Raw genomic sequence first — 14,754 nt, forward strand, 5'->3', positions numbered from 1 at the left:
CATCATATATCATCTAACTGTTTTCCTACCTCAGCAGCCTTAATCCACTTAATACTACCAGCACCGTGCTGCCTTCGTGTCCCACCACGCCTTCCGGCAGGTTAATAACGCCTCCCACGAAATTTAATATGATCATGGTAACCGCAACGGCTATGGCAAAGCAGATATTCTGCTTAATGACTTTACCAGTTCTTCTGCTAAGCCTGATAGCAAAAGGTATTTTTTCAATGTTGTCTTTCATTAAAATTACATCCGCAGTTTCTATGGCTACATCGGTCCCGCCCGACCCAATGGCAACGCCAACAGAAGCCGTCGCCAATGCAGGCGCATCATTCACGCCATCTCCTACCATTACCACTTTACCATACTTCGCCTCTATTTGCTGAACAACCTCTACCTTGCCGGCAGGCAGTAACTCCGAATAAACCAGGCCAATACCCGCCTGGTCGGCTATAGCCCTGGCGGTAGCTTTTGAATCACCTGTAAGCATAAATACTTTAATGCCCATATCCTTCAATTCTTTCACCACTTTTACAGCCTGCTCACGAATACTATCCTGTACAGTTAAAATACCCGGCAATTGCCCGTTACCACTTACATAAATAACGGTTTTCCCGTTAGCCTCGAGCTGGCTGATCACTGTTTCCTGTTCAGCCGATAGCGTCATATCCTTTATAACTTCCCGCTTTCCAATGATATATTTTATACCCCCCAGCACTCCGGTAACACCCACGCCATGCAAAGCCTGCAGATCAACCGGCCGTTCCAGCAACAATCCTTTCTCTTTTGCCGCCTGTATCATTGCCTTTGCAATAGGATGCTCCGAAAGCGTTTCCACAGAAGCCGCTATCCGCAATAATTCCGCTTCTGCAATATCCCCGAAAGGTATGATATCCATAACCCTGGGCCGGCCTATAGTGAGGGTGCCGGTTTTATCGAAAGCTACCGCCTTAACATCACCTATATTCTGCAAATGTGCACCACCCTTGAAAAGCACGCCGTTCCTGGCAGCATTTGAAATAGCAGATAATATGGCCGGCATGATAGAAGCAACCAATGCACAGGGCGAAGCCACCACCAGGAAGATCATTGCCCTGTAAACGGTATCCTGCCAGTTCCAGTGCAGCAGTAAAGGCGGTATAAGCAGAAACAGCATGGCCCCTCCTATCACTCCTTTGGCATATATGCTTTCAAATTTTTCTACAAATTGCTGGCTGGGCGGCTTTGTATGCTGCGCCTCCTGAACAAGCCCGATGATCTTTGATATCATGGTCTCCCGCGCCAGCTTCGAAACACGCACCTCCAACGCCCCCTGCCCGTTGATGGTCCCCGAATAAACCTCTTCTCCCTTCTGCTTGTCAACCGGAATAGATTCCCCCGTAATGGAAGCCTGGTCAACAGCAGAGCTGCCCGCAATGATAACACCATCAGCAGCAATCCTTTCCCCCGGGCGCACCAGGATAACATCACCTACTTTCAGGTCTTCGATTTTTACAACCTCTTCCCGGTCGCCTCTCAGCACCACTGCTGCTTCCGGACGAAGCTGCATCAATGCCTTTATATCTTTATTGGTCTTTTCCATGGTATACCCTTCCAGCGTACCGCTAAGGGCAAAAATGAAGATCAGAATGGCGCCGTCCATCCAGTAACCGATCGCAGCAGCCCCCAGGGCAGCAATAACCATCAGCAGATCCACGTCCAGCTTGTGCGCTTTAAACAACGCCTCCAGCCCCTCGTAGGCCTTCTGGTAACCTCCTGTGATATAAGCCAGCGCAAACAAGATGACCGCCGGCGTCTGAAAATTGTTCCGCCCGGCCTGCCAGGCCAGAATGATAAACAACAAACATAACCCTGTTACAATAGCCTCTCCATGTCTTTGCCATAGATTCCGTGAATACCCGCCTGTATTTTGTACAATAGAACTATCCGCCATAACTGTATCTTTTAAGAGCTCCCGCAAAGTTACCCGGCAACCCGGCGGCAAAACAGGTAAAAAAGCGACGTATTTTGGTAACTTTGGTGATGACCTCAACACAATTATTCAGAGATGTGGAAGTGAGTGTAAAAGACCTGGCTTCCAACAATTCCGGGCTTCACAAGCATCATTACTTCGAGCTCATTTATGTGTTGGAAGGAACCGGCATCCATAATATCAACAACAACCACTACCAGTTCGCCGAAGGCGACGTATTCCTGTTAACGCCCGAAGATGCCCACACCTTCCATGTTTCATCGTTCACCAGGTTTTGCATTGTTGATTTTACAAAAGGCTTTTTTACCAAGAAAGCAAACCGTCAGGAAGAAAAAATGGATGTAAGCGACTTCTTCAAACGGCTGGAATACATCTTTCATAACCATCATAATGTAGCCGGCAGCATTATAGCCGATGACGACCGGCCTATCTTCAGATCACTGATCCGCCAGCTGATAGAAGAAAACACCAAAAAACAGGCCTTTGAGGAAATCATCACCCAGAATATCGTTTTTTTACTACTCCATTTCATCGCAAGGCATATCCAGCAGCGAAACATACAGTTTCATAAAACGCAAAACGCCAGAAGTACCATCCACGAGATCACCGCCTACATCCAGCAGCATATCTACGATAAAGAGCTGCTGAAAGTAGAAAACCTGGCTGCACAGTTCAACAAATCACCGGACCACCTGAGCAGATACTTCAAAAGCGAAACAGGCAACACCATTAAAGACTATATCACCCGCTACAAGCTGAACCTCATTGAAACACGCCTGAAATACAGCGACCTCACCATTGCAGAAATAGCCGATGAAATGAACTTTACAGATGAAAGCCACCTCAACAAAACTTTCAAAAATGTATTCGGTAAAACAGCCCGGCAATATAAAATGGATTGCCTGAGATGATTTAATTTGACGTAGCTTTAACTCCGTCTCCAAACCATCAACCCAAACCAAACTATGCGCACAGGAATCGACACTCAAATGGTACGTGACCACTACCAGCGAATGACAAATGAAGAACTTATCCGTACCGCAACACAGGATGCAGCAGGACTAACACCCGAAGCCCGCGACATCGTCAGAGAAGAGCTTGAAAAACGCCGGCTCGACACCAGCATTTTCAAGGCCGTTCAGGCACAAAACCAAAGCCTTACGATGGAAGAACTGGATAAGTATTGCGAGATCATCCGCTCACTCGACTGCCCGGTATGCCAGGCCTCGTACACAAAACTCAATGCAACCATGACCAGTGAGGTAATGAGTCTGCTGATCTTTACACAATGGAGCAAAAAACTGAAAATTGCCTGCCCCGGCTGCCTCGACAAAGCCAACAATGACGCTTTGCTCAAATCGGCACTGACAGGCTGGTGGGGATTCCCCTGGGGACTCATCAGAACGCCGATAGCTATTGCACGGAACATCAAAAACAAAAAGACCAACCACCTCGATACTCCCAACGATTTTTTAAGAAGTTTTACGATGGCGAACATCGGCCTTATTGAAAGATATAAAGAAGATAAAGCAAAACTGCAGCAGGTGATCATGGGTAAATAAACATAGGCGCTGTGCGACAGCCTGCATTGCGGTATATGGACGGGGTTATTCCAAAAGATCGAAGACCCCTTCATTCTGAATGATCATCATTCCCTGCCGGTCATTCGTGATGCCTTCCGCCAGCGTATAAGGATAGCGGGGGACAGCACCTTCCATAACAGTCGGCAGGTACCTGAATAAAGTATCCGGAGATCCGGCTCTGAGCACCTCCCCTACTTCTATAATATGGGTCGACACCACGAACACACAATTACGGTACAAGCCGAAAGCTTTTGTCACAGATAAAGTGGCATCGAACGCATCCTTTACATTGGTGCCTTTGAACAGCTCGTCGAAAACAACAACCAGGTTTAACCCTTTACTCACCTGCTCTGCCACTTTCTTTACACGTAACACCTCCGCATAAAAATGGCTATAGCCCTGGTTCAGGTTATCAGCAACATTTATAGAGGTAAAGAGCCCGTCACGAACAGAAAATTGCATATTGGTTACCGCCACAGGGAAACCCATATGGCCCATATAAAGCGCTATTCCCAACGACTTCATGAGGGTTGACTTGCCAGCCATATTGGCGCCGGTAAGAAATAACAGGTTGTGATTACGATTAAAATACAAACTGTTGGCGACACCTTTCTTCAAAGCAGGATGACGCAATCCTTCCGCTTTTATAACATTTTCATTTCTGTCCAGCGCCTTTGCATAGCAGAAACCCTGTTCGCTCGCCACAGCAGCTACAGCAATACAAAGGTCGACCTTATATACCAGCTCCAGCAGTTGTTCCATTTCTTTTTGAAATACCTGCCTTAGCAGATGATGACGCTTCGCCAGTTCCGGAAACGATACCCGCTCCTTGTTATCCCAACAACCTATCCAACTCAACCGCTGATCCGCTGCCAGCTTTTTTACCAATGCCCATTCCTGCGGATCAGGATAATCGTCCAGGGTGGGTAACAACCTGAAAACCCTTTGCAGTAGCGATGTAGCAGCGTTAATGCCGGTTACCAGCCGGCCATATCTTTCGTCGCGGGTAGCAGCAGCTAACACCTTCTTTTGCAACAGGCCCATGAACAGGACCGGGAATGGCCCCTCACCTGCAGAACCAAGATATGCTTCCGCATCACGGAATCCCGCACTTTCCAATGAAAACCGGAGCCCCTTCTCCTGGTAATATCGGAACATTGCCGACCTGCGGTTAATAGCATCCGCATCCGTCAGCGGATGACGGAACATTTCATCGAGCAACCTTTCGGCTCCTGAGGTTTGTACTTTATTAAAAAGACTAAACAATGACCTGGGATTGTATTTACCCGTCAGATTCAGATCTTCCAGCGTTTGTTTGTCGGTTATAAACTCCTTCATCAGTTTCAATATTTGCCTGTTGCCCCGTTATGTAATAGCTCTAGTATTCCTTCATTTTCGATAATAATCATACCATGCCTGTCGGCAGTAACACCTTCCTCGAGCCGGTAGGTATATACCGGCGTATTCCCGTTCATGTGCGTAGGCAGGTATAGATAACGGATCGTATCACATTGCTCCTTAAGTACACCGGCTGCTTCTATAATATGGGTGGAAATAATGAATACGCTGCCGGCCTTCCGGGCAAAGCCTTTGGTAATACCAATCGTTGCCTCATAAGCATCTTTCACATTGGTTCCCCGGAACAATTCATCAAAAATGACAAACAGCTTTTTCCCTGCCGCCAATTCCTTAGCTACCTGTTTCACGCGTAAAACTTCTGCATAGAAATGACTGGCTCCCATCCCGAGATTATCGGGTAAATTAATGGTAGTGTACATGCCGTCGAACACGGTAAATTCCATAGAAGCAGCAGGCACGGGCATCCCCACATGAGCCAGGAACAATGCAATACCAACAGACTTCATAAAGGTAGATTTACCTGCCATGTTCGCCCCTGTAAGAAACAACACATTACCTGAGGCATCTGTTTCCAGGCTGTTGGCCACGGCATTAGGCACCAAGGGGTGATACACTTCCTGTAGCTTCCAGGTATTGCCTCCCGGCGGTAGCACAACAGGATAACAAAATTGCTGTGCTACCGCCACTTTTGCTACGGCAATATATACATCTATCCTGTACAGGAAGCGGAAGAGTTCATTCACCATTTGACGGCTCCTGAACCGGAGCAGGCTATCCAACTCCACAAACGCGTGGTTGGGAATGGATGCCTGGTATTTGAAAACCGGCGCCAGCGCAGGATCGTTCATTACCATGTGTATTGTTGCCAGCTCCTGCCGGAAGAAAGCTTCTTCTGGCAATTGCAATTGCTGCAACAACGTATTACATTCGTGAAACAGGCTTACAGTAGCGCGTATTCCCTTGTGAATATCTTCCAGCCTGGTGTCCCTGGCTACCATATTCGCTATCCTGCCCGCTACAGAGGTGTTATCACCAGAAAGCCGTGTCCGTTCATCCGTATCAGACAAATAACGTTCTGCCAGATCGAAATGAGCCACTGTAAAAGGAAACGATTGTCCTGACGCCGCCAGTTCGTTTATAATGTTTATCCGGCGGTTGATGGTGGTAACATCCGACAAAGGATGACGGAACATATCTTCCAGCAGGGCTGCCCCGCCACGCGTCACACATCCATTGAACAACTGGTACACAGATGCACCACCCCGCGCAGCCAATATACCCAGATCGTCCAGGGTTTGTTTATCGGTTATAAATGCCATGACAGTTTATTTTCTTTTGCGGCGAAGCAACAATACAGTACCAAACAATACCAGTACACCCGGCAGTATCCACAGGCAAGCCGTACGTAACATCTTAACCTGCTCCTTTGACACCAGCACCCTGGTATCTATAGCAGACGGGCGACTCGTAAAAATCGGGAACTCGCCATAACTCAGCCAGCTGAACACTGCCGTATTGAATAGGAAGTTGATGGAACGTACATTAAAGCGCTGCTGCTCTTTATTGGCGAGAAAGTCGGCATCGCCGGCGATAACAATACGTTGTTCTTTATTGTTTACTTTCCTGGTTAAACTAGCCGCTGTAGTGAACACACTGCGCTCATCGCCTTCCAGCGGAGCAAACTCCACAGCCGCCGAATCGGTTACCAGCTTCCCTTTTTTAAGCCAGCTTTTATTGGGATCAGTTTGTAACAGGGGCTTGACAGTATAACCACTACTGCCGGAAATAGAAAGCGCAGTAGCATCCGGCATGGTAACTACGGCACTGTCGTGATGACTGTGTAACAAAGCGGGATACAATTCAGGAGCGCCTTCCGCAGCAAAAGGAGTAGCCAGGTCAGGTTGCAGATCCTTACTCTGATACACCAGTATTCCATCCATCAGCTGAACACCAAATTGTTTTATCAATGGGTTAATCATCTCCTGCTTTCCAGGCTCACCTGCAATGAGCAGGTTACCGCCTTTATCTATATAATGCTGCAGTTTTTGTGTGGCAGTAGCCGACAACGCTATCCTCGGATCGGCCAGAACCAGAGCCGTTATATTGGCGGGAATATCATTCTTATCAAGTGCCACCGTATCTACATCAAAGCCCTGGTTCAACAATGAATTGCGGAAACTCTTCAGATTGGTAACCATACGATATTCCCTGTCTCCCAGTTTATGAATATCTCTTTCATAATCGCCGGTTACAAATACGATCTTCGGCATACTTGCACTTACTAACCGTTTCAATGCAGCAGACACTTCCGTTTCAGAAGGCCAGCGCATGTTATCGGGAAATACTCTCAGAAAAGTAGTCCTGTTCTTATATTTCAGCTGCATGGTATACCAGGCTGGCTCCTTCGACAAATCGATGATCTTCCTGATCTCATCCGGTTTTTTAAAATCAGCTGTTTTCATATCCTTGCTCTCCGCCACCTGCGCAGCTATTTGATCCAGTGTTTTTCCGGGATACCAGCGCATCATGTTCCCACTCGAAGAGTTGATTGTATCGTAATACAATGTGTTATTCAATTTAATATTATGCTTGAACCGCATGTAGGGTTCCCAGCGGGCCAGGTTGCTATTATAAGACTCCGGGCTTCCCATCTCATAGAACTGATCTAGCAGGTTCGTGTAGGCATTTACCTCCAGAGGCGCATCACCCAGTTCCGCTATTACCTTTTGTGTAGCCGGCGTAATAGTATTCTTTTTGTCGCGGCTCAAGTCAAGGTAACCAATCATGGAAGGAATGGAACTGATATAACCCACCACCAGCGTAACCGCAACAATAAGCAGGTAACGTCCTGTTTTTACGATAGCCGGTTTAGACTCCATGCCCGACCTAAGCTTGTATACTGTAATGGCAATAAACATATAAATGATGAGCAGGAAATAAAGCAGGTCACGGGTAGTAATAAGCCCGTTCATCATCTTGTTTGTTCGTCCTGCAATGGATAAAAAATAGGTAAGGTTACGTACCACTGCTATCCCCTGCCAAAGATTCCCTACATAATACAGCACCCAGATAATCACAAAGGTACACACTGCCGCTACCACCTGGTAATTGGTCAGCGACGACATAAACAAACCTATAGCAGCATACGCACACAAAAGCAGGTACAAGCCAAGCAAACTGCTAAGAAGCAAACCTGTATCGGGAGACGCTATCGTAAAATAAGTGGTAAATATAAAGATGCCAACTACCGCCACCAGCATAAGACACATGACCATAATGGAAAGAAACTTTCCCAGTACAATCTCACGCACATGTATGGGAGAGGAATACAAGAGCCTGATAGTACCACTGCTTGTTTCGCGACTTATGAGGCCCATTGTCAGCAACGGCATATACAAGTAAAGGTTCTGCATAACGGAGCCGAATACACCCTGCCGGCCGTAAAAGATTACTTCAATAAAACTGATGTTAAGCCTGTTTCCCGCCTCCTGGTCGCGCGCCAGCGATTCAAGTATCGAAGTATAAGGAATACCTACCTGGATCAGAAAGATAATGATCAGGAACCAGGCGATGGGCGAATAGAATAGTGTCTTTAATTCTGTATTGGCAATTCGTATGATCGTTTTCATGAAACCGCTGCATTAATGTTGAGATGAATGTTGGGATAACAACTTGAATACTTCTTCGAGGGAGTTCTTTTCAAAACTGATCTCGCGCAGGCGCCAGCCCTGTTGAATACTTTGGGCGACAATATGTTCGCTGATATCCTGGTCGCCATTGAAGAAAACCCGAGCCAGCCTGTCCGATAGTATTTGCGTATTAACTACGCCATGTATTTTTTCCAGTTCACCGGCGGCGGGCATATTACCGAAGTGAACGATCATGCTATGTGGCTCTATATAGTTGTTGAAAGCATCCATGGTATCTGAAAAAACGATACGCCCGTTTTCTATCATCTTTATCTCTTTGCATAGCAACTGAATTTCGGTGAGTATATGAGACGAAAAGATCACCACTCTGTCGCGGGCAATATCCCTGATGAGCGCCCTTACTTCTATCACCTGATTAGGATCGAGTCCATTGGTAGGTTCATCAAGCACCACAACACCTGGTTTGTGTACAATAGCCTGGGCAATACCTACACGCTGCCGGTAACCGCCTGAAAGATTTTTGATCAGCCGTTTACTGAAATGGGCGACACCGCAACGTTCTTTCACTTCGTCTATCGCCTGCTTCATCGCTGTCTTTGGCATAAGTCTCAAGCCTGCACAATAATACAGGTACTCGTCTACCGTAAGGTCCATATACAACGGCGGGTTCTGCGGCAGGAAGCCTATCTCGCGCTTGGCCAGCTGTGGTTCGGCTTTCATATCTATCCCGTTGATATACACACGGCCTTCTGTCTGATTCAGAGAGCCGCAAAGGATATTCATGGTAGTGGACTTTCCTGCACCATTGGAACCAAGCAGTCCCACAATACTGTTTTCCGCAATCTCGATGTTGATGTCCCGTATCGCCCAGTTACTGGTATAGCGATGAGACAGCCCCTCGATCCTGACAATACTTTTACTCATTTTTGTGTTATTTTTTTGTCTCGTTCCGGCCGAAACAGCCAAAAAGATCCCGGCCAGCCAGAACAACCGGCCGGGACTTTCATAGCGGTATGCACCTGGTGCATCCGTTTAGCCTAACATTTAAGGGTTCTGTTCTATTTCAGGGTTTTGTACGATAAGAATGTTAGCCATCGGGAAAACATACCCGTTACTATTAGGTTCCAGTGTATAAGTAGTGCCGTTGAACACACGTTTTTTCGTTTGTGCAAACAAAGCATCTTTATTCAGGCGGCGCTGATCGAACCAGCGTAAACCAGTTCCAAAGAATTCGCGCCTTCTTTCATCCACGATCAGCTTCAACGCCTCTTGAGCATTGGCAGCGGTAACATCTGCATAATCCTGTGGCCTGAACCGCAGCTTACGCAAGGTATTGAGCATAGTTACCGCGTCGTTGGTCTTGCCATCACGCGCCAGGCATTCCGCTTTAATCAGCCAGGTTTCATTTACCGTTAAACCTATTGCCGGTGCATCGGGATAACCGGCGTAATTCTGCCTGTTCCAGAAACCAACACCTGTGAACGCCGGGTTGAGCAATGTTCCCGACCTGGCGAAATAAACATAACGCAGGTCTTTCGTTCCCAGCAGGTCCAGCAAAGACTGGCTGAGCTGGTAAGGCGTTAAGTAGGCACGTGGAATCTTGCGCAGGATGACCTGGCTTTCGCTGTACTGCGAAGGAAAGGTCTGCGGAGTAGTTCCTGCCACAGTATTATAATCATACAGTGCCCCTGAAAGCGCAAGGGTACTATCAGCAAAAGACTTTGCAGCCGCAAAATCACGCATGTTCAGGTACACCTTTGTCAGCAAGGCATAAGCTGCTGCCTTCCCGGGACGGAACTTCGTAGAAGGTGCTGTATTCGGAAACAAAGGAATCGCACGACGGATATCGGCCAGGATCTGCTCATAGGTAACCTTTACTGTTGACCGCGCCAGGCTTCCCTCTAAAGCAGTGGTAAGCCTTACAGGTATGCCAAGGTCTTTATCGGCTGTGGCAGCATCATACTGCTTTGCATACAGGTTTACCAGCATAAAATTGGCAAAGGCCCGGTGAACCAGCGCCTCGCCCAATATCACATTTTTGGTTTCTATACTTCCTGCTTTGCTGTCCAGCACACCGTTGATCACCGTGTTGAATAGATAGATACCCGAATACAGGCTATTCCAGTCGTAATCGGAATTCTGGTCAACATAAAACGGCTTGGTCCATGAATACATGGCGCGCTGAATAACATTCTGGGTGATCCTGGTCTGCAGATTTTCGGCGGTAACATCCAGATCGTCACAACTGATTGCCGGCGCCTGCCCGAATGCGATTTCAAAGGCGCTGCTATTATTCATCAGTAAACGGTAATCATCTGTGTACACCAGCACACGCTGTCCCTGGATAGGCACATCCTCCACATACTTCCTGCACGAAACCAGCGAAGCTATTGTCAATGTACCTATGAATAATTTTATATATCGATTCATATCCTTGTTATAAAGATTAAAGATTTAATGAAAGCCTGAACGAATAAGCTGCCAGCGGAGGCAACTGGTAGTTCTGCCCTGTTGTGTACAGGTACTCCGGATCGAGCTTTTCTTTATTGGCAGCCCATAGCATACCCAGGTTACGCGCTATAATGCTTACCGTTAAGCTTTTAGAATAGACCTTCCGGATCAGGTGCTGTGGCACTTCATACGATAAGGAGATCTGCTGCAGACGGATATTGCTGCGGCTGCGGATCAGCAGGTCGGAGTTCCTGTAACGTTCGATGCTGAGATTGTAATTTGTTCCGGCACCAAATTCAAGACCCGGAATATTGGTTTTAGCTTCATCACCCGGTTGTCTCCAGCGATACTCCATGTCGCCAGTTCTGCCTACAAAAAGGTTATTGGTAAACCCGATATTCTCGATAGAAGGTTTACGGAATACGCCACCAAACACACCATACAACTGTACATTCAGTTCCAGCCCTTTATAACGCACCGTATTGCTCCACATGCCCAGCCAGGGGGAAGTAGAACGGCCGGAATAAACACGGATATCCTGGAAAGGATATTCATTGACGGTATAGGTCTTTTCTGCGTTTTTAGGATCTTTTATCAAAGACTGGCCGGTTTTATCAAGTCCTGCCCATGCAAAGGAGAACAGATAATCAGAAGGATAACCGGAATACAGGTAGTCGCTGCCAAAACTGGTAGTAGGCCCTTCAAACCTTGAATCGCGGATAACATTCGTATTGTAAGAAGCATTGATGGTACTGGTCCAGTTCACTGTTTTAGAATTGATAATGCCTACATTCAAGCCAACATCCACACCATCTCCGTTGAGGTTTGCCGTATTGAAAGCTAAATTGCTGAAACCATAGGTTCCGTTAATGGGCAGGTTCCAGATGATATCGGTAGATCTTTTCCGGTAATACTCCACCGATCCGCTGAAACGGTTGGAGAATAAAGAGAAGTCCACTCCAAAGTTGGTCATGCGTGTTTTTTCCCAGCCAAGGTTCTGAACTGCCGGCGAACTAATATTCGCGTAGTTGTATCCTGTATAAAAGTCGGCGCCCAACAAACCAATAACGGTAACCGGTGCAAAGCCCTGGGGAGCATTACCGCTGATGCCATAGGTAGCACGGAATGCCAGCCTGTTGATCCATTTGATGTTCCTCATGAAATCTTCCTTACCGATATCCCATCTTAACCCGCCCGACCACAGTGGTAATGCCCGGTCACGGCGATCTACCCCTAACAGGTTGTAGTCGTCGAAACGCGCGCTTCCTGAAAGGATGTATTTGCCCATCAGGGTATAAGAACCGTTGGCATAATGAGAAAGCGCACGTGTTGTTTTCTCGGTCACAGGCCTGCTGGTAGCGCCAATGGTTTGGTTAATGCCGTAAATATCCCTATACGTTGCAGAAGGATTTACGGAACGGAAGGTATTAATAGACTTATCGTAACCATAGCGTAACTCACTGCTTCCTTTTGTATATACTTCTCTTATCTCGGTACCCACCAGTACACTTACCTGGTGAATATCATGAAAGGTTTTGTTCATATTCAACTGGCCGCGGACATTATAGGAACGGCTGCTGTTATTGATCAGTTCCAGCCTTCCTCCTACCGGAATGCCGTATACCAGTCCACCGGTACTGTTAACGGAGGTAGCCTTGTTGACCATAATACGGGCATCATAACTTTCGGGGTCCCAGTAATTGTCGCCCTCGAAAAAAACACGTCCGATATTACCCGATACATTAGCCGTTAACCAAGGTGTAATGTTTGCATTAACGCCCAGGTTCATTGAAAAATTATGACCATTGTTAACGGTATTACTATAATTCAACTCATCGACAGGAGAATACAGGAATGACTGGTATCCCTGTGATTCCAGTAATCGCGACACTTTAGGTATCACCAGCAGGTCGTAATATATATTGTTGCCATTGGCATCTTTCAGCATATCGTAAGGACGCATACCACCCGACACAACGCTCATAGCTTTTACTGCGGCGCCATTTATCTTATCTTTTGTATTGCTGAAAGTGAGATCGGAAGTAATGGTAACACGGCCGTCGAGTAAACTTGAAGTATTATTGGCCTTGAGCGAATAACCACGGTTGTTATTTGCGGCGTAAACCCGGTCGTCTTTATACATATAGCCCGACAGGAAATAGGAACTGGTAGGTCCTCCTCCAGAGAGCGACAGATTGTATTGGCGGGTAGTGGGTGATTGCAGCATATAATCTTCCATCTGCGACATGTTATCATTTTTACCCAGGGTAGCCAGTTCCTGGTTCATCTGCGCTTCGGTGATAGTACCGCGCCTGAAGCGATATACGATCTCCTGCGCCTGGCTGATGTTCTCAGGGTAATAAGCGCCGGGATTACTGGAGGGCAGCGGATCGAGCAAACGACCTTTTTGAATAAGTTCTTTTTCCAGTTCGATATAAGAAGGGACACTCATACGAGTGCCATAGTCCAGCGAAGGCCTGGCGCTGGTACCTATGGTGGTGGCAAAGTTGAGAACTGTTCTTTTGTTGAGCGCACCGCGTTTCGTTTGGATGACGATTACGCCATTGGCAGCCTGCATACCCCAGATAGAAGCTGCCGCCGCATCCTTTAAAAAGCTGATAGACTCCACATCGTCCGGGTTGATATAATCGAGCGCACCACCGGAAATAGAGAGTTGTGAAGGGAATCCGTCGATAACCAGCAGTGGATCGGTGGAAACTTTTGTATAAGAACTGACAATGGTGGAAAGGCCGCGGATCTTAACGGTACCATTACGTGATTTACCGGCGGTTGTTTTGGTAGAAACATCCACGCCCGGCACCAGTCCCTGTATACGTTCAAGGAGACTGGTCACGGGCACCTTTTCAAGCTGCTTGCTGGTAACAATACCAAAGGAGCCGGTAGCCCTTTCACGCGGCAGCGACTGGTAACCAGTATTGACAACGATATTAATTTCATCGAGTTTTCCTGCATCCTGGCGAAGAAAAAAAGTAACGGCACCTGTTTTCAGATGTTCTTCCGTAACGGTGATCTTGCGGGTCTGGTACCCGATAAAGGAAATGGTGAGTTCATCGCCGGCAACAGCATTGGTGGTAAAATACCCTTCGGGGTTTGTATCACCCGATTTGCGTGCGCCGTTGAGGACCACAGCTGCGCCTGCAAGCGGATTACCAACCGAGTCGATAACCCTGATACGCAGCGGCGGCATATAGTTGTAAGTTCCTGCTGCGGCAGTTTCCAGCGGCATCATTCCGGAAACAACATCCGACTTTTTTTCATAGATCACAATGGTTTGATCCATGATGTTAAAACGGAAAGGTCTGCCTCGAAGCGCTTCTTCGAGCGCTGTGGGAATGGGTGCATTCACCAGGTTAAGAGAGACAGTTTTCTTGTCGGAAAACACTTTCTCATTACTAAGAAAAACGTACCCTGTCTGCTTTTTGATAGCAGAGAAGACCTGCTTTAAAGTCAGATTTTTGCCGGAGAGCGTTACAGACTGTGCCGTTCCTTCTGCATGAACGGACACGAATGCTAAAAACACAAACACAATAGTCAGCTTCATCACGAGCAACATTTTGGTTAGGGCTCCGTACCGGGCAGTACAATGGTGTACATCCCGGGGTGCAGCAGCCCCTGAAACAGTTTTTTGCATACCTTTAGGTAAGTTTTGGTTGTTGAATAATTGAGCTTCACCTCTATTTAATGCCAGCTGAAACTGCTGCCGGGAGCGGGCCTAATC

At 47.2% G+C, this 14,754-nt stretch carries 9 protein-coding genes; 2 read left to right on the forward strand and 7 right to left on the reverse strand.

Features of this window, described 5'->3' with window-relative positions; genetic code table 11:
• Positions 1 to 25: 25 nt before the first annotated feature.
• Positions 26 to 1,933 carry a heavy metal translocating P-type ATPase gene (locus ESB13_RS08325; RefSeq protein WP_129002538.1) on the reverse strand — a complete coding sequence of 636 codons (1,908 nt, stop codon included), beginning with the start codon at positions 1,931 to 1,933 and terminating at the stop codon, positions 26 to 28.
• Between the two features lie 89 nt (positions 1,934 to 2,022).
• Here ESB13_RS08325 and ESB13_RS08330 point away from each other — a divergent pair, with 89 nt between their 5' ends.
• Positions 2,023 to 2,883: a helix-turn-helix domain-containing protein gene (locus ESB13_RS08330; protein ID WP_129002539.1), complete on the forward strand. Its 861-nt coding sequence runs from the start codon at positions 2,023 to 2,025 to the stop codon at positions 2,881 to 2,883.
• Between the two features lie 54 nt (positions 2,884 to 2,937).
• Positions 2,938 to 3,534, forward strand: a complete 597-nt coding sequence (locus ESB13_RS08335) for a hypothetical protein (protein ID WP_129002540.1) — start codon at positions 2,938 to 2,940, stop codon at positions 3,532 to 3,534.
• 45 nt (positions 3,535 to 3,579) lie between these two features.
• Here the strand turns inward: ESB13_RS08335 and ESB13_RS08340 are convergent, their stop codons facing one another.
• The 6 genes from ESB13_RS08340 to ESB13_RS08365 form a co-directional block, all read right to left on the reverse strand.
• Positions 3,580 to 4,893, reverse strand: a complete 1,314-nt coding sequence (locus ESB13_RS08340; protein ID WP_129002541.1) for a MutS-related protein — start codon at positions 4,891 to 4,893, stop codon at positions 3,580 to 3,582.
• A 5-nt stretch (positions 4,894 to 4,898) separates the two neighbouring features.
• Entirely contained in the window at positions 4,899 to 6,233 is a 1,335-nt protein-coding gene (locus ESB13_RS08345; RefSeq protein ID WP_129002542.1) for a MutS-related protein, read from the reverse strand.
• Between the two features lie 6 nt (positions 6,234 to 6,239).
• Positions 6,240 to 8,543 (reverse strand): Gldg family protein, encoded by a 2,304-nt coding sequence (locus ESB13_RS08350; protein ID WP_129002543.1) that lies wholly within the window; start codon positions 8,541 to 8,543, stop codon positions 6,240 to 6,242.
• A 12-nt stretch (positions 8,544 to 8,555) separates the two neighbouring features.
• A complete protein-coding gene (locus ESB13_RS08355) occupies positions 8,556 to 9,488 on the reverse strand; it encodes an ABC transporter ATP-binding protein (RefSeq protein ID WP_129002544.1) in 933 nt (310 codons plus the stop codon).
• Between the two features lie 120 nt (positions 9,489 to 9,608).
• Positions 9,609 to 10,994, reverse strand: a complete 1,386-nt coding sequence (locus tag ESB13_RS08360) for a RagB/SusD family nutrient uptake outer membrane protein (RefSeq protein ID WP_129002545.1) — start codon at positions 10,992 to 10,994, stop codon at positions 9,609 to 9,611.
• Positions 10,995 to 11,010: 16 nt separating this feature from the next.
• Complete coding sequence (locus ESB13_RS08365) at positions 11,011 to 14,577, reverse strand: SusC/RagA family TonB-linked outer membrane protein (RefSeq protein WP_164974136.1); 3,567 nt, start codon at positions 14,575 to 14,577, stop codon at positions 11,011 to 11,013.
• Positions 14,578 to 14,754 lie beyond the last annotated feature (177 nt).

This window comes from Filimonas effusa, assembly GCF_004118675.1.
Classification (GTDB): domain Bacteria; phylum Bacteroidota; class Bacteroidia; order Chitinophagales; family Chitinophagaceae; genus Filimonas; species Filimonas effusa.